The organism is Bacillus sp. 205(2023) (assembly GCF_037027485.1).
In the GTDB taxonomy this organism is placed as follows: domain Bacteria; phylum Bacillota; class Bacilli; order Bacillales; family Bacillaceae; genus Bacillus; species Bacillus halotolerans.
In genome coordinates this window covers 148,227-166,747 of sequence record NZ_JAXCHF010000007.1, presented here as the reverse complement: position 1 = coordinate 166,747, position 18,521 = coordinate 148,227, and the positions used below count along the sequence as shown (strand labels likewise).

General features: G+C 45.0%; 17 protein-coding genes and 1 pseudogene. 15 read left to right on the top strand and 3 right to left on the bottom strand.

Annotated features, from left to right (window positions below; genetic code table 11):
* Positions 1–25 precede the first annotated feature (25 nt).
* Positions 26–934, bottom strand: a complete 909-nt coding sequence (locus WA325_RS16855; RefSeq protein ID WP_202853523.1) for an RluA family pseudouridine synthase — start codon at positions 932–934, stop codon at positions 26–28.
* A 111-nt stretch (positions 935–1,045) separates the two neighbouring features.
* Between WA325_RS16855 and WA325_RS16850 the strand changes: the two genes are divergently transcribed.
* From WA325_RS16850 to WA325_RS16785, 14 genes and pseudogenes are all read left to right on the top strand, one after another.
* Positions 1,046–1,441 (top strand): YhcU family protein, encoded by a 396-nt coding sequence (locus tag WA325_RS16850; protein WP_024120707.1) that lies wholly within the window; start codon positions 1,046–1,048, stop codon positions 1,439–1,441.
* A gap of 137 nt (positions 1,442–1,578) precedes the next feature.
* Positions 1,579–2,001 (top strand): CBS domain-containing protein, encoded by a 423-nt coding sequence (locus WA325_RS16845; protein ID WP_059293164.1) that lies wholly within the window; start codon positions 1,579–1,581, stop codon positions 1,999–2,001.
* Between the two features lie 122 nt (positions 2,002–2,123).
* Entirely contained in the window at positions 2,124–2,786 is a 663-nt protein-coding gene (locus tag WA325_RS16840) for an HAD family hydrolase (RefSeq protein ID WP_105955266.1), read from the top strand.
* 15 nt (positions 2,787–2,801) lie between these two features.
* Positions 2,802–4,343 carry a bifunctional GNAT family N-acetyltransferase/carbon-nitrogen hydrolase family protein gene (locus WA325_RS16835; RefSeq protein WP_024120710.1) on the top strand — a complete coding sequence of 514 codons (1,542 nt, stop codon included), beginning with the start codon at positions 2,802–2,804 and terminating at the stop codon, positions 4,341–4,343.
* 113 nt (positions 4,344–4,456) lie between these two features.
* Positions 4,457–5,371, top strand: a complete 915-nt coding sequence (locus tag WA325_RS16830; protein ID WP_105955267.1) for an AEC family transporter — start codon at positions 4,457–4,459, stop codon at positions 5,369–5,371.
* Between the two features lie 137 nt (positions 5,372–5,508).
* Positions 5,509–6,861, top strand: coding sequence for an aspartate aminotransferase family protein (locus tag WA325_RS16825; protein ID WP_248338476.1), 1,353 nt, complete (start codon positions 5,509–5,511; stop codon positions 6,859–6,861).
* A gap of 30 nt (positions 6,862–6,891) precedes the next feature.
* A complete protein-coding gene (gene glpP, locus WA325_RS16820; RefSeq protein WP_029441192.1) occupies positions 6,892–7,467 on the top strand; it encodes a glycerol uptake operon antiterminator GlpP in 576 nt (191 codons plus the stop codon).
* A 170-nt stretch (positions 7,468–7,637) separates the two neighbouring features.
* A complete protein-coding gene (gene glpF, locus WA325_RS16815; protein ID WP_095713748.1) occupies positions 7,638–8,462 on the top strand; it encodes a glycerol uptake facilitator protein GlpF in 825 nt (274 codons plus the stop codon).
* An 18-nt stretch (positions 8,463–8,480) separates the two neighbouring features.
* Positions 8,481–9,971 (top strand): glycerol kinase GlpK, encoded by a 1,491-nt coding sequence (gene glpK, locus WA325_RS16810; RefSeq protein WP_105990479.1) that lies wholly within the window; start codon positions 8,481–8,483, stop codon positions 9,969–9,971.
* A 140-nt stretch (positions 9,972–10,111) separates the two neighbouring features.
* Positions 10,112–11,779: a glycerol-3-phosphate dehydrogenase gene (gene glpD, locus WA325_RS16805; RefSeq protein WP_101860906.1), complete on the top strand. Its 1,668-nt coding sequence runs from the start codon at positions 10,112–10,114 to the stop codon at positions 11,777–11,779.
* 133 nt (positions 11,780–11,912) lie between these two features.
* On the top strand, positions 11,913–13,658 hold the full coding sequence (locus WA325_RS16800; RefSeq protein ID WP_336183970.1) for a phospho-sugar mutase: 1,746 nt from the start codon (positions 11,913–11,915) through the stop codon (positions 13,656–13,658).
* A 147-nt stretch (positions 13,659–13,805) separates the two neighbouring features.
* Positions 13,806–14,948, top strand: coding sequence for a GAF domain-containing sensor histidine kinase (locus tag WA325_RS16795; protein ID WP_305935114.1), 1,143 nt, complete (start codon positions 13,806–13,808; stop codon positions 14,946–14,948).
* Complete coding sequence (locus WA325_RS16790) at positions 14,945–15,592, top strand: response regulator transcription factor (protein ID WP_336183969.1); 648 nt, start codon at positions 14,945–14,947, stop codon at positions 15,590–15,592. The genes WA325_RS16795 and WA325_RS16790 overlap by 4 nt, the downstream gene beginning before the upstream one ends.
* Positions 15,589–16,112: pseudogene (locus tag WA325_RS16785) on the top strand (NADPH-dependent FMN reductase). Before WA325_RS16790 ends, WA325_RS16785 begins: the two are co-directional and overlap by 4 nt.
* Before the next feature lie 15 nt (positions 16,113–16,127).
* Here WA325_RS16785 and WA325_RS16780 read toward each other — a convergent pair.
* Positions 16,128–16,370 carry a YhdB family protein gene (locus tag WA325_RS16780; protein WP_024120719.1) on the bottom strand — a complete coding sequence of 81 codons (243 nt, stop codon included), beginning with the start codon at positions 16,368–16,370 and terminating at the stop codon, positions 16,128–16,130.
* A gap of 201 nt (positions 16,371–16,571) precedes the next feature.
* On the opposite strand from WA325_RS16780, the gene WA325_RS16775 reads away from it, so the two are divergent.
* A complete protein-coding gene (locus tag WA325_RS16775; RefSeq protein WP_024120720.1) occupies positions 16,572–16,895 on the top strand; it encodes a YqzG/YhdC family protein in 324 nt (107 codons plus the stop codon).
* A gap of 42 nt (positions 16,896–16,937) precedes the next feature.
* On the opposite strand, the gene WA325_RS16770 is transcribed toward WA325_RS16775, so the two are convergent.
* The gene (locus WA325_RS16770) at positions 16,938–18,383 is read right to left on the bottom strand and encodes a C40 family peptidase (RefSeq protein WP_336183968.1); all 1,446 of its coding nucleotides are present in this window, start codon (positions 18,381–18,383) and stop codon (positions 16,938–16,940) included.
* Positions 18,384–18,521: the final 138 nt, after the last annotated feature.

Sequence of the window (18,521 nt, the reverse complement as noted above, 5' to 3'; positions counted from 1 at the left end):
GCAGGACAATCCCTGCGGCTTTTTTTCATGATAAATACGTATGGCAAAGGCTTTCTATATCAGCGGGAAGAGGTGCTTCGGCAACGATCAGCTCTTCGGTAATCGGATGAACAGCCTGTACCTTTTTGGCATGCAGTGCCTGCCTGTTAAGAAATTGGCTCTCGCCTCCGTAAAGTGTATCCCCAGTAAGCGGATGGCCGATGCTTGCCATATGCACACGGATTTGATGTGTTCTGCCTGTTTCCAGCTCTAATTCAGCAAGCGAGAGCTGTTCTCTTGCATTGATAGCAAGGGTACGGTAATGGGTGACGGCAGCTTGTCCGCCTGGCGAAATCCGCCGTCTTGTCGGGTGTGATCTGTCTCTTCCAATCGGCGAATCGATCTTGCCTTTTTTCGGTTTCAGTTTTCCTTCAACAATTGCGAGATACGTACGCTTCAGCGTTTTTTGCTCTAGCTGCTGGTCTAAGATGGCATGCGCCAGACGATGCTTGGCGAATACGACAGCGCCTGATGTATCCTGATCAAGGCGGTGGACATGGCGCACTTTGATTGTTTCGCCATTCACCTGAAAGTGATATGCGATCAAATTGGCGAGTGTGCCGGTTTGGCCTTCTTCGTTGGGATGAGTGGAAATACCAGCTGGTTTATTGACGATTAACATGTGGCGGTCTTCAAATAAAATATCAAGTTCTCCATACTCAGGTATGACGGAGGACTCTTCGTTTTCCTGAAGATCAATAAACAGGCGGTCACCCTTTTTTACGAGTATGTTGTTTTTGACAGGCTCGTGATTGACCTTTATATTGTGATAAGTCATCCATTCTTGGATAACGGGTTTAGAAGCTTTGAGCTCTGTTTTCAGCACAGAAAACAGCCATTGTCCGTCCTGTTTTTCACTGATTATTAGCTCTAGCCCTTTGCCTTTTTCTTTCATGATCAAATGGCTCCTTTTTTGCGCGAAAGGCCGCTGCTTCTCATAGGAAACACTTACCTTAACATTCGCGTTTTTTTCTGTGATATTCTTGAGAAAGACTTTGGATATTCGATGGCAAGAAAGGTGATAGACGTGAGAATCGTGAACGCAGCAACTGAAGAACAGGAAAGCTTTATCAAGGAACTGTCAATGGAGCTTTTCCATCATGTATTTCCTCTTTATTTCTCCGAACTGGACATTCAGCGCTTTAAAAAGAAAGGCGTTCTGTCTTTAAATAACCAATATTACCAAGGAACATTAAAAGAAGCTTTTCAAATTATGGCTTGTCTGCAAATGATACATATTATTCTGACAAAGCCTTCACCGCATGATGACTTGAGTGATCAAGCCATTTTTGATAAAAACAGCAAGATGCTGAATGATTGCGGAGTATATTTTCCGTTTGCTTTATCTGATTTTCAACCGAAAACAAACAATGCCTTTTCTGGTCACAGAAGGCTGATATAATCTCGCAGCAAGAGCTTTTCCGTTTCGAGAAAAGCTCTTTTGGCATCAGAGAAATCATACCACAAAACCTTTCCTGCAACTCCCTTTTTAATCATCCGGTGTCTGAACATACTAATGATTGAAAGGGGTGCTGACCAATGAGTTCAGTTAAACATTCAATGACAACGCAGGTAGCAACCGTTTCTCCGAATCAAACGATTCAGGAAGCGGCTTCTCTGATGAAACAGCATAACGTCGGGGCGGTTCCCGTGGTAGAGCAAGGTGTTTTAAAAGGAATGCTGACTGACCGTGACATTGCATTGAGAACCACAGCTCAAGGCCGAGATGGCCAGACACCCGTTTCAGAAGTGATGTCAACAGACCTCGTATCAGGAAATCCTAATATGAGTCTGGAAGACGCGTCGCAACTGATGGCCCAGCACCAAATCCGCCGCCTTCCTATTGTAGATCAAAACAATCTAGTCGGGATCGTTGCGCTTGGAGACCTGGCTGTCAATCAGATGTCGAACGAGTCTGCTGGAGAAGCGCTGACAAACATTTCTCATCAAAACTTGCATTAATAAGAAAGAGCTTGCAGTGTGCAGGCTCTTTCTTCACATAAACCCTTACTTTTTGAAAGCAGAGACGTTTCGGGGTATAGTGTATACATATGTCTCAATTCGGGCCAAAGGAGTTGTACGCAGTGATAAAAGCGTTAATTTTTGATTTTGATGGGCTTATTCTTGATACAGAAACGCATGAATATGAAGTCCTTCAGGAAATTTTTGAGGAACATGGCTCAGTTTTGCCGTTATCCGTTTGGGGCAAGGTTATCGGAACAGCGGCGGGATTTCGGCCATTTGAATACTTAGAAGAGCAGATAGGCAAAAAGCTGAACCATGAAGAGCTGACAAAACTGAGAAGAGACCGGTTTGCAAAACGCATGGAAACAGAAAAAGCGCGACCGGGTGTTGAAGCGTATCTGAATGCGGCAAAGGATTTAGGCTTAAAAGTAGGACTGGCTTCCAGCTCAGATTATAAATGGGTATCCGGCCATTTGAAGCAACTTGGCCTGTTTGAGAAATTCGAAGTGATTCAGACAGCTGATGATGTAGAAGAGGTCAAGCCCAATCCCGAGCTGTATTTGTTAGCGGCAAAGAATCTTGGAGTATCGCCGTCGGAATGCCTCGCATTCGAGGATTCCGTCAATGGTTCGATTGCTGCCAAGCGAGCGGGCATGAAGTGTGTGATCGTTCCGAATCAAGTAACAGGCACCTTGATGTTTGAAGAATATGATCACAGGCTCGAATCAATGGCGGAGATGGAGCTCGCCCTATTGCTTGATCATCTGAACGCACAAAACTAGAAAGGAGCGAGTAGATTGTCTGAGAAATTAGATTTGACCCGTTTTGAAAAGAAAATGGTCATCCGTAATATCGAAGAGAAAGATATCGACAACATTATCGACCTTCAAAAGGACTGCTTTCCAGGCATGGAGCCGTGGAAGCGAGAGCATTTAATCAGCCATCTGGAGCATTTTCCAGAAGGGCAGTTTTGTGCAGAATTCGAAGGTGAAATTATCGGTTCGTGCTCAAGCCTCCTGATTAACTTTGATGAATATGATGACCGCCATACGTGGCAGGACATTACAGATGATGGATACATCACCAATCACAATCCGGATGGCTTAAACATGTACGGGATCGAGGTCATGGTGCATCCTGATTACAGACGGATGAAAATCGGCCATCGTTTGTATGAGGCAAGAAAGGATTTGGCAAGACGTTTAAATCTGAAAAGCATCATCATAGGCGGACGGATACCGAACTATCATAAATATGCTGATGAAATGACTGCGAGAGAGTATGTTGAACAGGTAACACGCCATCAAATTTACGATCCTGTCCTTTCTTTTCAGCTGATGAACGGTTTTACCCTGATGCGGATTAACCCGGATTATCTCCCGGATGATACAGCTTCAATCAAATATGCGACGCTTATGGAATGGAATAATGTCGATTATCTGCCGCAGCAGACAAAGCGTTATTATAAATCGGCCTTCCCTGTGAGAATTTGTGTCATTCAATACGAAATGAAAAAAATCTATTCCTTTGAGGAATTTGCGAATCAAGTAGAGTACTATGTCGATGTCGCATCTGACGCGAGGTCTGATTTTGCAGTGTTCCCGGAAATTTTCACAACCCAGCTGATGTCCTTCCTTGAGGAACGTTCACCAAGCTTGGCGGTACAGAGAATTACCGAGTATACTGAGGATTACATCAGTCTGTTTACAGACTTGGCTGTTAAGTATAATGTCAACATTATCGGCGGATCTCATTTTGTAGAAGAGGAAGGGAAAATTTATAATATCGCCTACCTGTTCAGACGTGATGGAACGATTGAGAAGCAATATAAACTGCATATTACGCCGAATGAACGCAAATGGTGGGGAATCAGCGCGGGCGACCAGGTACGTGTGTTTGATACGGACTGCGGGAAAATTGCGATCCAAATTTGCTATGACATTGAGTTTCCTGAGCTTGCCCGCATTGCGGCTGATAAAGGCGCAAAAATTATTTTTACGCCATTTTGTACGGAAGACCGCCAAGGCTACTTGCGTGTCAGATACTGTTCACAGGCAAGAGCGGTCGAAAATCAAATTTATACCGTCATTTCCGGAACGGTTGGAAACCTGCCGCAAACTGAAAATATGGATATCCAATATGCTCAGTCCGGCATCTTTGCCCCTTCTGATTTTGAATTCGCAAGAGACGGCATCGTTGGGGAAACCAACCCGAATATTGAAATGGTCGTCATTGGCGATGTTGACTTAGAAATTCTCAGAAGACAGCGCCAAAACGGAACGGTGCGTCAGCTCAAAGACAGACGCCGCGATATTTATCACATTCACTATAAAAAATAATGCGAAAGCCCGCCTGAATTGGCGGGCTTTTTTTTAAAAAGCGGAATTGAAACTCTGCCGTGCTTTCTTTAAAATAGATATAAATGTGTGTACATCGGAAAAGAAGGTGCCTTATGGAGTTTCTGCTTGTTTTAGTTCCCGTTTTCGGAATCTTCGCAATTGGTTATATCGGACAAAAAACACTCGGTTTTGATATTCAGACATTGTCCAAAATGTCCTTATATTTAATGTCTCCTTTTTTGGCTTTTGATACGTTTTATTCAAACGAGCTGACGATGGACTATGTGTATCTGTCTATTTTTGTGCTGGGTCTATGCCTGGTTCTTGTGCTGTTGGTCTCCTTTTTATCCTTTTTTCATAGGTATCCGAACCAAGATCGCTGTGCCATGATTCTCTCATCAGCCTTTATGAATAACGGCAATTACGGCACGCCTGTCGTACTGCTTGTGTTTGGGACGGCGGGGCTGGATACGGCTGTTGTGTTAATGGTGCTGCAGCAGTTAATTATGAGTACTATCGGCATGTATTACGCTGCAAAGGGCGGTTCGGAGGAAGGCGGATTTAAAACGGTGATGACTCGGGTTATCCGTATGCCTGTGGCGTACGGAGCACTTTTAGGCGCAATACTTCAGCTTATGCATATTTCAATCCCTAAAGAGTTAATGACAGGCATTGAACTGGTCGGAAATGCGACGATTCCGACGATCATGATTATTCTTGGCATGCAGCTTGCGCTGATCTCTTTCAGGAATATTGAATACAGAAAAATTTCTTATTCTCTGCTGCTGAAGCTGATGGTATCACCGTTAATTGCGCTGGCCTTCACATTGATTTTGCCTGTGGATGACATGACGAAGCAAATTATGATCCTCGTAGCGGCCATGCCGACCGCTGCCAATACGACCTTAATGGCCGTTCAGTTTAATACAAGGCCCGAAGTCGTTTCCAGTGCCACTTTTATCAGCACAATGCTGAGCATAGTCACTTTGCCGGTCCTGCTTTGGATGCTGCATCCTCTTTCTTCTTGATGAAAGAGGATGTTTTAATTACCCGGCGGTTGATTGACTCCTTTGTCGTCTGGCTTTATATTGAAGTCAGGGAAATCATCACCTAGACATCACATAAGAGAAGGTCTGTTTCAATTTATTTATTGAACGCTAATGAAATGGAGATGATGGGGATGGAAAACATTCAGCAAAATCAGGGATTAAAGCAAAAGGATGAGCAATTCGTGTGGCATGCTATGAAGGGAGCGCATCAAGCGGACAGTCTGATTGCCCAAAAGGCGGAAGGAGCCTGGGTGACTGATATAGACGGACGCCGCTATCTTGATGCGATGTCCGGTTTGTGGTGCGTTAATATTGGTTACGGCAGAAAAGAGCTTGCGGAGGCTGCCTATGAACAATTAAAGGAACTGCCGTATTACCCGTTAACGCAAAGTCACGCACCTGCGATTCACTTGGCGGAAAAGCTGAATGAGTGGCTTGGCGGCGATTATGTGATTTTCTTTTCCAACAGCGGATCGGAAGCAAATGAAACCGCTTTTAAGATCGCTCGCCAATACCATCTGGAAAACGGCGACCACAGCCGTTATAAATTCATCTCTAGATATAGATCCTATCACGGCAATACGTTGGGAGCGCTCTCTGCCACCGGCCAGGCACAGCGGAAATATAAATATGAACCGTTAAGCCAAGGATTCCTGCACGCCGCCCCGCCTGATGTCTACCGAAATCCTGAAGACGCCGATACGCTAGAGAGCGCAAATGAAATTGACCGCATCATGACATGGGAATTAAGCGAAACGATTGCCGGTGTCATTATGGAGCCCATTATTACTGGCGGAGGCATTTTAATGCCGCCGGACGGATATATGAAGAAAGTGGAGGAAATCTGCCGCCGCCACGGCGCCCTTCTGATTTGTGACGAAGTCATCTGCGGATTTGGGCGGACTGGCGAGCCGTTCGGATTTATGCACTACGGCGTAAAGCCCGATATCATTACAATGGCGAAAGGGATTACAAGCGCGTATCTGCCATTGTCAGCGACCGCGGTTAAACGGGAGATTTTTGAAGCATACCAAGGAGAAGCTCCTTATGACCGTTTCCGCCACGTCAACACATTCGGCGGCAGCCCGGCAGCCTGCGCATTAGCTTTGAAAAACCTGCAAATTATGGAGGATGAACAGCTGATTCAGCGATCCCGCGATCTCGGGGCAAAGCTTTTAGGTGAGCTTCAGTCGTTGAGAGAACACCCTGCAGTAGGGGATGTAAGGGGAAAAGGGCTGCTGGTCGGAATCGAACTTGTCAAAGATAAGCTGACTAAAGAGCCGGCTGGCGCTGACCAAGTGAACCAAGTGGTTGCGGCATGCAAAGAGAAAGGGCTGATCATCGGCAAAAACGGTGATACAGTCGCCGGATATAACAATGTCATTCAGCTCGCCCCGCCATTTTGTCTGACAGAAGAGGACCTTGCATTTATCGTAAAAACGGTGAAGGAAAGCATACTGACAATTTGATACAAAAGTGATTTGTTAAAGGAGCACACTATGAGTTTTCACAACCAGCCTATTTTACCGGCTATTCGCAATATGAAGCAATTTGATGAGTTTTTAAACAGCTCGTTTTCGTACGGCGTGATACTTGATATTCATCTCGGACAATTAAAGGGCGTGATCAGAGAGGCGCAAAAGCACGGGAAGAAGATGATGGTGCATGTCGATTTAATTCAAGGGATCAAACATGATGAATACGGAGCGGAATTTATCTGCCAGGATATCAAGCCAGCGGGGATTATCTCAACAAGATCAAACGTGATTGCAAAAGCGAAGCAAAAGAAAATCTATGCGATCCAGCGTTTATTTCTGCTTGATACAAGCGCAATGGAAAAAAGCATGGAGTTTGTCGGCAAGCATAAGCCTGACTTCATTGAAGTGCTGCCGGGCATCGTGCCGTCACTTATTCAGGAAATTAAAGAGAAAACAGGTATCCCTATCTTTGCGGGAGGTTTTATCCGCACAGAACAAGATGTAGAACAGGCACTGAAAGCTGGTGCCGTTGCTGTCACCACATCCAACACCAAATTATGGAAAAAATATGAAAACTTTTTGACAGAAAGTGATTGACACCGCTTTCATCCACTGATACAATTGCACTAGGTTAATACAATGTGATGGAGAATCCGGAGACCCACAGCAGCTCTTTACGGTAAAGGTTATGCACCCGTAAAGCGGTTTGTTGTGGTTTTTTTATTCTCTATCATACTTCTTAATCGCAACCTTAGGAGGAATTATCTATGACAGCATTTTGGGGAGAACTAATCGGTACGATGCTGCTTGTTATTTTTGGCGCAGGTGTTTGTGCAGGAGTCAATTTGAAGAAATCGCTTTCATATCAATCTGGCTGGATTGTTGTTGTATTTGGATGGGGATTAGGTGTGGCAATGGCCGCTTATGCGGTCGGCGGCATCAGCGGCGCCCATCTCAATCCCGCGTTAACGATAGCATTTGCTTTTGTTGGTGATTTTCCGTGGAAAGAGGTTCCGGTTTACATTGCGGCGCAAATGATCGGTGCAATGATCGGTGCGGTGATTGTTTACCTTCATTACCTGCCGCATTGGAAGTCTACCGATGATCCCGCTGCTAAGCTGGGTGTTTTTTCAACCGGACCCAGCATTCCGCATACGTTTGCAAACGTTTTAAGTGAGGTTATTGGGACATTTGTCCTTGTGCTTGGAATTTTGGCGATTGGGGCAAATGAGTTTACAGAGGGACTTAACCCTTTAATCGTCGGTTTTCTCATCGTTGCTATCGGTATTTCTCTTGGAGGAACCACGGGATATGCAATTAATCCCGCCCGCGACTTAGGCCCGCGGATTGCCCACGCACTTCTGCCGATTCCGGGGAAAGGCTCATCAAACTGGAAGTACGCATGGGTTCCTGTTGCCGGCCCGATTTTGGGCGGATCATTCGGCGGTGTATTTTACAGCGCCGCGTTTCAGGGGCAGATTACAAGCAGTTTCTGGATTGTAAGCGTTGTATTGGTTGTGGTATTGTTAGGACTCTATGGCTATACGAAAAAACATGCAGCTAAAACACTATCAAATTCAAAATATATTTAAGCAAAGGGGAGACATCTTATGGAAACTTACATTTTATCCTTAGATCAAGGGACAACAAGTTCAAGAGCGATTCTGTTTAATAAAGAAGGCAAAATCGTTCACTCCGCTCAAAAGGAATTTACACAATACTTCCCGCATCCAGGGTGGGTTGAGCATAATGCAAATGAAATTTGGGGATCTGTCCTTGCTGTTATCGCATCAGTCATTTCTGAATCGGGAATCAGCGCTTCTCAAATTGCCGGAATCGGCATTACCAACCAAAGGGAAACAGCGGTTGTTTGGGATAAGGATACAGGAAAGCCTGTGTATAATGCGATCGTTTGGCAGTCACGACAGACGTCTGGAATCTGCGAGGAGCTTCGTGAAAAAGGATATAATGATACATTCAGAGAGAAAACAGGCCTTTTGATAGATCCATATTTTTCTGGCACGAAGGTGAAATGGATTTTAGACAATGTAGAAGGCGCAAGAGAAAAAGCGGAAAAAGGCGAGCTGCTGTTTGGAACGATTGACACATGGCTCATTTGGAAAATGTCAGGCGGAAAAGCGCACGTAACGGATTATTCCAACGCTTCAAGAACGCTGATGTTTAATATTTACGATTTGAAATGGGACGATGAGCTGCTTGAAATTTTAGGCATTCCGAAATCAATGCTCCCTGAAGTGAAACCGTCCTCTCATGTGTATGCGGAGACAGTTGATTATCACTTCTTCGGAAAAAATATTCCGATTGCTGGAGCGGCAGGCGACCAGCAGTCCGCGCTGTTCGGCCAGGCGTGCTTTGAAGCAGGCATGGGGAAAAACACATACGGCACAGGATGTTTCATGCTGATGAATACAGGGGAAAAAGCAATTAAGTCGGAACACGGGCTGCTGACTACAATCGCCTGGGGCATTGACGGTAAAGTTGAATATGCTTTAGAAGGAAGTATTTTTGTCGCAGGCTCAGCCATCCAATGGCTAAGAGACGGAATGAGAATGTTCCAGGACTCTTCGCTTAGTGAATCATACGCGGAGAAAGTTGATTCAACTGACGGCGTATATGTCGTTCCGGCCTTTGTCGGCTTGGGAACGCCTTACTGGGACAGCGATGTGCGCGGTTCAGTTTTCGGCCTGACTAGAGGCACAACAAAAGAACATTTTATCCGTGCCACGCTGGAGTCATTGGCTTATCAGACGAAAGATGTGCTTGATGCAATGGAAGCGGATTCTAACATTTCATTGAAAACGCTTCGTGTGGATGGCGGCGCTGTTAAAAATAACTTTTTGATGCAGTTTCAAGGGGATATTTTGGATGTGCCTGTGGAACGACCGGAAATCAATGAAACAACTGCGCTTGGCGCGGCATATTTGGCAGGTATCGCTGTGGGATTCTGGAAGGATCGTTCTGAAATTATTAACCAGTGGAATCTGGATAAGCGTTTTGAACCTAAATTGGAAGAAGAAAAACGAAATGAGCTGTATACAGGCTGGCAAAAAGCCGTTAAAGCAGCTATGGCTTTTAAATAAAATAAGAGTATGTTATAATGGTTACAAGTTAATAAGAACGGTCCTGAGATGAGGAGAGACCACAGCACCAAAGTGTGATCATGCACTTTGGCTGTTGTGGTCTCTTTTTCTATTTACCGTGACAACAAGGAGGAAACGTAATAATGAAAAATCAATTTTCAAGTCTTGAGCGGGATCGCATGCTGACAGACATGACGAAAAAAACATATGATCTATTTATTATCGGAGGAGGAATTACAGGAGCAGGTACAGCTCTTGACGCGGCATCAAGGGGCATGAAGGTCGCACTCAGCGAAATGCAGGATTTCGCGGCTGGAACATCAAGCAGATCAACAAAATTGGTTCATGGCGGATTGCGCTATTTAAAACAATTTGAAGTGAAAATGGTCGCTGAGGTAGGGAAAGAGCGGGCGATTGTCTATGAAAACGGCCCGCACGTTACCACACCGGAATGGATGCTGCTTCCGTTTCATAAAGGCGGCACATTCGGTTCATTCACAACCTCTATCGGTTTAAGAGTTTATGACTTCTTAGCCGGCGTAAAAAAATCAGAACGCAGAAGCATGCTTTCAGCAAAAGAAACGCTGCAAAAAGAGCCTTTGGTGAAAAAAGACGGTTTAAAAGGCGGCGGCTACTATGTTGAATACCGCACTGACGATGCGAGACTGACAATCGAAGTCATGAAGGAAGCGGTCAAATTCGGGGCAGAGCCTGTGAATTATTCCAAAGTAAAAGAACTCCTTTATGAAAAAGGCAAAGCAGTCGGTGTATTAATTGAAGATGTTTTGACGAAAAAAGAATATAAAGTATACGCGAAAAAAATCGTCAATGCGACAGGCCCTTGGGTAGACCAGCTCAGAGAAAAAGACCATTCTAAAAACGGAAAGCACCTTCAGCATACAAAAGGTATTCACCTTGTATTTGACCAATCTGTCTTTCCTTTGAAACAAGCGGTATATTTCGATACACCGGACGGCCGGATGGTGTTTGCTATTCCTCGCGAAGGCAAAACATATGTGGGCACAACCGATACCGTTTACAAAGAGGCCCTGGAGCATCCGCGCATGACAACTGAGGATCGCGATTACGTCATCAATTCAATCAATTACATGTTCCCGGAACTGAATATTAAAGCGGATGATATCGAATCAAGCTGGGCTGGCCTGCGTCCGCTCATTCATGAAGAAGGAAAGGACCCTTCCGAGATTTCACGCAAAGATGAAATTTGGACGTCAGATTCAGGCTTGATCACTATTGCCGGCGGTAAGCTGACCGGGTACAGAAAAATGGCGGAGCACATTGTCGATCTTGTTCGTGATCGATTAAAAGAGGAAGGCGAAAAGGATTTCGGCCCATGCAAAACGAAAAACATGCCGATTTCAGGCGGGCACGTCGGCGGTTCTAAAAACCTTGCATCCTTCGTGACGGCGAAAACGAAAGAAGGCATTGCGGCCGGCTTATCAGAAAAGGATGCGAAACAGCTGGCTATCAGATACGGCTCCAACGTAGAGCGAGTCTTTAATCGGGTCGAGGCACTGAAAGACGAGGCTGCGAAGCGAAATATCCCGGTTCATATCCTTGCCGAGGCAGAATACAGCATTGAAGAAGAATTGACTGCAACGCCTGCTGACTTCTTTGTCCGCAGAACGGGACGTTTATTTTTTGATATCAATTGGGTAAAAACATATAAAGATGCCGTTATTGATTTTATGAGCGAGCGATTCCAGTGGGATGAGCAGACGCAAAACAAACATACAGAAAACCTTAACAAGCTATTACACGATGCGGTTGTACCGGTCGAACAATAAAAAAAACGGGCTGTCTGCAGCCCGTTTTTTCTTTTATGAGCCAGAAAGCATCAGATCTCAAGATATCAAGTGACAGAGACGCTCTCTTCATATTAAAATAATGGCATATGGCTGATACATAGGAGGACGAATTATGACTTGGAGAAAGAGCTATGAACGCTGGAAACAGACAGAAAATTTAGATCCTGAATTAAAAAAGCTCCTCACTGAATTAGAGGGGAATGATCAGGCTCTTGAAGACTGCTTCTATAAAAACCTTGAATTCGGAACTGGGGGTATGCGCGGAGAAATTGGCGCCGGTACGAATCGTATGAATACTTACACGGTGCGCAAGGCATCAGCGGGATTCGCGGCATACATCTTGCAGCAGGGTGAGGAAGCGAAAAAACGGGGCGTTGTCATTGCGTATGATTCCCGCCATAAGTCACCGGAGTTTGCGATGGAAGCGGCAAAAACGCTTGCTACACAAGGCATCCAAACGTACGTATTTGATGAGCTTCGCCCGACGCCGGAGCTGTCATTCGCTGTCAGACAACTGAACGCTTACGGAGGAATTGTTGTGACGGCTAGCCATAACCCGCCTGAATATAATGGGTACAAAGTGTACGGTGATGACGGCGGCCAGCTGCCTCCGCGTGAAGCAGACATCGTCATTGAGCAGGTAAACGCCATCGAAAATGAACTGACAATCACGGTCGATGATGAAGAAGTGTTAAAAGAAAAAGGCTTAATACAGATCATCGGTGAAGAGATTGATAAGGTCTATACTGAAAAACTAACATCTATTTCCGTTCACCCTGAGTTATCTGGAGAAGTGGATGTGAAAGTGGTTTTCACTCCGCTGCATGGAACCGCAAACAAACCGGTCAGACGCGGGCTCGAAGCCCTCGGCTATCAAAATGTCACGGTCGTAAAGGAACAGGAACGGCCAGATCCGGACTTTTCAACTGTAACATCTCCGAACCCGGAAGAGCATGCTGCATTTGAATACGCTATTAAGCTCGGCGAAGAGCAAAATGCCGATATTCTTATTGCAACAGATCCGGATGCGGACCGCCTTGGCATTGCGGTGAAAAATGATGAAGGCAAATATACAGTGCTGACAGGAAACCAAACCGGTGCGTTGCTGCTTCATTATTTGCTTTCTGAAAAGAAAAAACAAGGAATCCTGCCTGAGAATGGCGTCGTTCTCAAAACAATCGTAACAAGTGAAATCGGCCGCGATGTCGCATCTTCATTCGGACTCGATACGATTGATACACTGACGGGCTTTAAGTTTATCGGTGAAAAGATTAAAGAATACGAAGCCTCAGGCCAGTACACTTTCCAATTCGGATATGAAGAAAGCTATGGTTATTTAATCGGAGATTTCGCCCGCGACAAGGATGCCATTCAGGCCGCACTTTTGGCAGTTGAGGTTTGCGCGTTCTATAAGAAACAAGGAACGTCTTTATACGAAGCGTTAATGAATATCTTCAAAGAATATGGTTTTTACCGTGAAGGACTGAAATCACTGACGCTGAAGGGAAAACAGGGAGCGGAGCAGATTGAAGCGATTCTTGCTTCCTTCAGACAAAATCCTCCGCAAACAATGGCCGGTAAACAGGTTGTCTCAGCAGAGGATTACGCTGTAAGCAAACGGATGGTTTTGACGGAAAATAAAGAAGAAGCCATCGACCTGCCAAAATCAAATGTATTGAAATATTTCTTGGAAGACGGATCTTGGTTCTGCCTCCGTCCTTCTGGTACTGAGCCGAAGGTCAAATTTTATTTCGCCGTAAAAGGAACATCCCTCCAAGACAGTGAACAGCGTCTGGCCGCACTTTCTGACGATGTCATGAAGACAGTTGACGAAATTGTCGAAGCAACAGCAAAGTAATTCTATAAAAGCTGGATCACGCAATGTGATCCAGCTTTTTTCTATTTCTCATCCAAAAGTCTGAAAGAAAATCATCCTTCATGTGAAGTAACAATATTCAAAAAACTGGTATAATCTTAGATAATAACCATAGCCGGAGTGAGAGACGTGACCAAACCGAGGGTGGAAAAATTAAGAACGCTGAAAACCATTGCCGAGACTTTGAATCAAGGACACGATGTCAAAGCAACGCTGAATGAAGTTTTAAAAGAATTGCTGAGCTTAACGAATCTTCAGTCTGGATGGATCTTTCTCATTGAAGAGGACGGTTCCTATACATTAGCGGCAGACGCATACCTGCCGCCTGCTTTAAGCCGCAGGGAAAAAGTGCTGATGTGTGAAGGGGAGTGCTATTGCCTGACGAAATTCAATAACGGCGGACTTAGAAAAGCAGCCAATATTATGAACTGTAAACGCATAGAATCAGCTGAAGAGCTGCATTGTTTTGACACAGAAGGGATTACGCATCATGCAACCGTTCCCTTAGAAGATGGAGACAGACGGTTTGGTTTATTAAATGTGGCGGCGGCCGGAAAGACACTTTTTGATGAGGAGGAGCTTCATTTGCTGGAGGCGGTTGCTTTTCAGATCGGAACAGCGATACAGCGGATGAGGCTTGCTGAATACAAACAAAAAAACGCTCTTTTAATGGAGCGGAACCGTCTCGCTCAGGAGCTGCATGATTCAGTCAACCAGATGCTGTTTTCCGTCAGTTTAACAGCAAAAGCGGCAAAGACATTAACACAAGAAGAGACCCTGCAGCAGATGATTGATTTTATTCAAACGTTAACGCAGGACGCGCTGGCTGAAATGAAGTCCTTAATCTGGCAGCTTCGTCCCGGAGGACTGGAAAAAGGGCTGGCTGAAGCCATTAAAAGCTACGGCACTCTGATCGGATTGAATGTCGTCTTTACACAAAAAGGATGTCCGGACCTTCGTGATGAAGAGGAGCATATGCTGTGGCGTGTCGTGCAGGAAGCCCTCAATAATTGCAAAAAGCATGCCGGGACTGATACGGCGTATGTCAGAATTGCTGCTTCTTCGTCCTATGCAGAACTGGATATTATCGATCATGGGGCAGGATTTCGTTATGAAGCGCACGACGGCCTGCCTTCACTTGGCATCAAAGGTATGAAAGAGCGGGCAGAAAAAGCCGGCGCGGAATTTTTCATTGAGTCAGAGCTTGGAGCTGGCACGAAGCTGTCTGTCAGGATTCCGCTTACCAACCAGAAAGGAAGGACAGTGAGATGAGAATTGTAATAGCGGATGATCACCATGTTGTCCGGAAGGGGCTTCGTTTTTTCTTTGCCACCAAGGACGACATTGAAGTTGTCGGAGAAGCGGCAACCGGAATTGAGGCCCTCCGTGTCATCGAAGAAACAAAGCCAGATCTCGTGCTGATGGATCTGTCGATGCCGGATATGGATGGAATAGCGGCAACAAAAAAAGCAGTACAGCAATTTCCCGGAGTCCATATCATCGTGCTGACGAGCTACTCTGATCAGGAGCATGTAATCCCTGCGCTTCAGGCAGGAGCGAAGGCGTATCAGCTAAAGGATACAGAGCCGGAGGAATTGGTGAAAACACTGAGACAGGTTGATTCAGGCGAATATATGCTGTCTTCAGCTATTATGCCCCATGTCCTGACACATATGAAAAAACAGAATGAACCGGAAAAAGAAAAATTTTATCAATTAACCCGGCGGGAAAGAGATGTGCTAAACGAAATTGCTTGCGGAAAAAGCAATAAAGAAATCGCAGCATCGTTGTTTATTTCAGAAAAAACAGTAAAAACCCATGTGTCTAATCTTTTAGCAAAGCTTGAGCTGGCGGACCGCACACAAGCAGCGCTTTTTGCAGTGAAATACAACCTGAATGGAGAGACCACAAAGTGAACATATTAGTGATTAGCGGCTCGCCGAGAACACATGGCAGGACAAGAATTGCGGCAGCCTATATTTCATCTGTATATCAAACGGATTTGATTGATTTGAGCGAATTTATATTGCCGTTATTTAACGGTGAAGCCGAACAGGCCGCGCTATGCGGGTACAAGAGCTGAAACAGCGCGTCAGCAAAGCGGATGCGATTGTATTACTATCTCCTGAATATCACAGCGGCATGAGCGGCGCTTTAAAAAATGCACTGGATTTTTTAAGCAGCGAACAATTTAAATATAAGCCAGTAGCTCTTTTGGCAGCAGCAGGCGGCGGAAAAGGCGGAATCAATGCGCTGAACAATATGAGAACCGTGATGCGGGGTTTATATGCCAATGCTATTCCGAGGCAGCTTGTGCTTGATCCGGTAACGATTGATGTGGAAAACGCAACAGTAACGGAACACATGGCGGCCAGCATAAAAGAGCCGATGGAAGAATTGCACATGTTCGCAAATGCAGGAACCCCCGGCGTCTAAACACCGGGGGTTTTTTTATGTGAGAAGCGCTAATTGATCCTCATATGTCAGCTCAGTGGCATGGTCAATATAGCGGAGAAGAGAATACAGCACCTTTTCTAATACAGCATAATCCTGTTCAAAATGGTATGCATGCAAAAAATGCTCAATTCGTTTTGATAACAAATCATCCTCTGTCCGCACCATTAAAATTAATAAATTATCCCATTGGGAACGATGGGTGTAATACAATGCTTTGTCGTAATCAGCATAATCCATATCAATCGCTTCTCCTTTCCTGTGTGAGAAGTTCAAGATTAGTTTATGCCGCATCAGCTGTTATTGACGGGGCAAAACTTGGCGTCTGCGTCAGAACTGGGGTAGCAATATGAGGGAGACATAAAATGAAAATGTCTGAATGAAGCAAGCGGTTTTGGAAAACCTAAGATGAAAATAATCTGGGTACAGGAGACTGAAAACATGAAATCTCTGCCGTATGCCATTGCGCTTCTGTTTTGCGGTTTCATCATCTTATCGATGGCTGCAAAAGGGCATTCAGAAAACATGAACGAGTCTGTTCAAAAGTGGGAACAGCTCGCTTGGAGTAAAATTCAAGATGAATATAAAGGGGCTTCTTTTTCCGATTACGCCTATATGGGGCGGACCGAGGTGAATGACCAGCAGACAAAGGATGTCTTTCGGGTGACCGTCAAACAGAATGATGAAACATTTTCCGTGCGTGCGGAGGTTTATTTTCACCCTGTGACAAAACATATGATCAGCATCAATGTGTTTCGTCTTTAATAACAAAACTGTACAGCCGACAAAGGCCATACAGTTTTGTTTTTAGAAATAACGCTTTGCTCCGAGGTAGCGCTGTTTCCAGTATGAGTTGTTCATATTTGAAATGACAACCCCTGAGTCGTTGGCATTAATGAATTCCCCGTTTCCGAGGTAAATCCCGACATGAGAAGGGCCGGCTTTGTATGTCGAAAAGAAGACAAAGTCTCCGACTGCAGGCTGGCTGACAGATTTCATGGTGTTCCAGTAGCCGGCCGCCGTTAATCTGGACACAGATGTCACTTTGTTTAGCGCATAGTAAATGAATCCGCTGCAGTCAAATCCGGCCGGTGTCGTTCCTCCCCAGCGATATGGAACGCCAAGCTGCTCCTTAGCGGCCGCGATCATTTTGTTAATCTTCGCGCTTGTTGAGATCGTGCTGCCTGAAGATCCGGTACTTGAATTTGAAGATGAAGCTTTGCCTGTAATCGTGAGCTTCTGGCCGATTTGTAAGACATCGTTTTTCAAGTTGTTTTTCTCCCGAATCTGCTGGGCTGTCACATTGAACTTTTGCGCGATCACCCATAAGGAATCACCGCTCTTCACCGTATATGTAGTCGTCGTTGTGCCGGAGCTTGAATTTGACGAAGACGGTGTTGTTGATGTGCCGGAAGATGATTTGCCGGTCAGCTTCAGCACTTGTCCGACGTACAGAACGTCTGATTTCAGATTGTTGCTGTTTCGGATTTGCTGTACAGTCAGGTTATATTTGTTTGCGATCTTCCAAAGTGAGTCTCCGCTTTTTACGGTGTACTTCGTTGTTGATGACGTTGATTGATTCGATTTGGATGAATTGTCTTTGGATGACGAATTAGAACCCGCTGATTTTGTTTTTAACACTTGATTCACATAAATGGTATCTGATTTTAAATTGTTCAATACCTTCAATTCAGCGATGGACATATTGACTTTGTTCGCGATTTTCCAAAGCGAATCACCTAGCTGCACTTTGTAAGTGCCAGTCGAAGCTGAAGAGCTTGAGCTCGATTTAGATGATTTAGAGCTGCTTGAAGTGCCGGAACTGGAATTTGAAGAAACCTTTCCGGATACTTTTAATTTTTGCCCTGCACGAATCATGTCGCTGCTCAATCCGTTTAACTTTTTCAGTTCCTGTACCGACATCTTAAACTCATTGGCAATCAGCCATAGTGAATCGCCGCTTTTCACTGTGTAAACAGAATTTCCGCTCTTCTTTGCTGTTGAGCCTGAAGAAGATGATGAAGTGCCGGAATTGCTGCCTGGGATGGTAAGCGTCTGGCCGATTGACAGGACGGTAGTCGAAAGATGATTGGCGGATGTGATGGCCGCTACACTTGTGTTGTAGGTTTGCGCCAGCTTCCATAAGGAATCTCCGCTTTTGACTTTAATCGTTGCTGCTTCAGCGGGTGTAATCGCTAGTGTTGTGCTGACAATTGCGGATGCTGTCAGCCCTGCTGCTAATTTCTTTTTCATCTGAGCTCTCCTTTTTCCCCCAATGATTTTGAATATGCTGTTTCTTTTTTATATCGGCAGATTCAACTCATCGTTTTGCCTTTTTTAAAAATCAGTCATATTATCTTAACAGAAAGCAGGAAAAAGGGCATAAAAAAA

Coding starts and splice junctions, on each gene's coding strand:
- WA325_RS16775 (WP_024120720.1), top strand. CDS start 16,572: ATGAAATCTCTGCCGTATGCCATTGCGCTTCTGTTTTGCGGTTTCATC.
- WA325_RS16825 (WP_248338476.1), top strand. CDS start 5,509: ATGGAGATGATGGGGATGGAAAACATTCAGCAAAATCAGGGATTAAAG.
- WA325_RS16770 (WP_336183968.1), bottom strand. CDS start 18,383: ATGAAAAAGAAATTAGCAGCAGGGCTGACAGCATCCGCAATTGTCAGC.
- WA325_RS16830 (WP_105955267.1), top strand. CDS start 4,457: ATGGAGTTTCTGCTTGTTTTAGTTCCCGTTTTCGGAATCTTCGCAATT.
- WA325_RS16845 (WP_059293164.1), top strand. CDS start 1,579: ATGAGTTCAGTTAAACATTCAATGACAACGCAGGTAGCAACCGTTTCT.
- WA325_RS16850 (WP_024120707.1), top strand. CDS start 1,046: ATGGCAAGAAAGGTGATAGACGTGAGAATCGTGAACGCAGCAACTGAA.
- WA325_RS16790 (WP_336183969.1), top strand. CDS start 14,945: ATGAGAATTGTAATAGCGGATGATCACCATGTTGTCCGGAAGGGGCTT.
- WA325_RS16800 (WP_336183970.1), top strand. CDS start 11,913: ATGACTTGGAGAAAGAGCTATGAACGCTGGAAACAGACAGAAAATTTA.
- glpK (WP_105990479.1), top strand. CDS start 8,481: ATGGAAACTTACATTTTATCCTTAGATCAAGGGACAACAAGTTCAAGA.
- glpP (WP_029441192.1), top strand. CDS start 6,892: ATGAGTTTTCACAACCAGCCTATTTTACCGGCTATTCGCAATATGAAG.
- glpF (WP_095713748.1), top strand. CDS start 7,638: ATGACAGCATTTTGGGGAGAACTAATCGGTACGATGCTGCTTGTTATT.
- WA325_RS16855 (WP_202853523.1), bottom strand. CDS start 934: ATGAAAGAAAAAGGCAAAGGGCTAGAGCTAATAATCAGTGAAAAACAG.
- WA325_RS16780 (WP_024120719.1), bottom strand. CDS start 16,370: ATGGATTATGCTGATTACGACAAAGCATTGTATTACACCCATCGTTCC.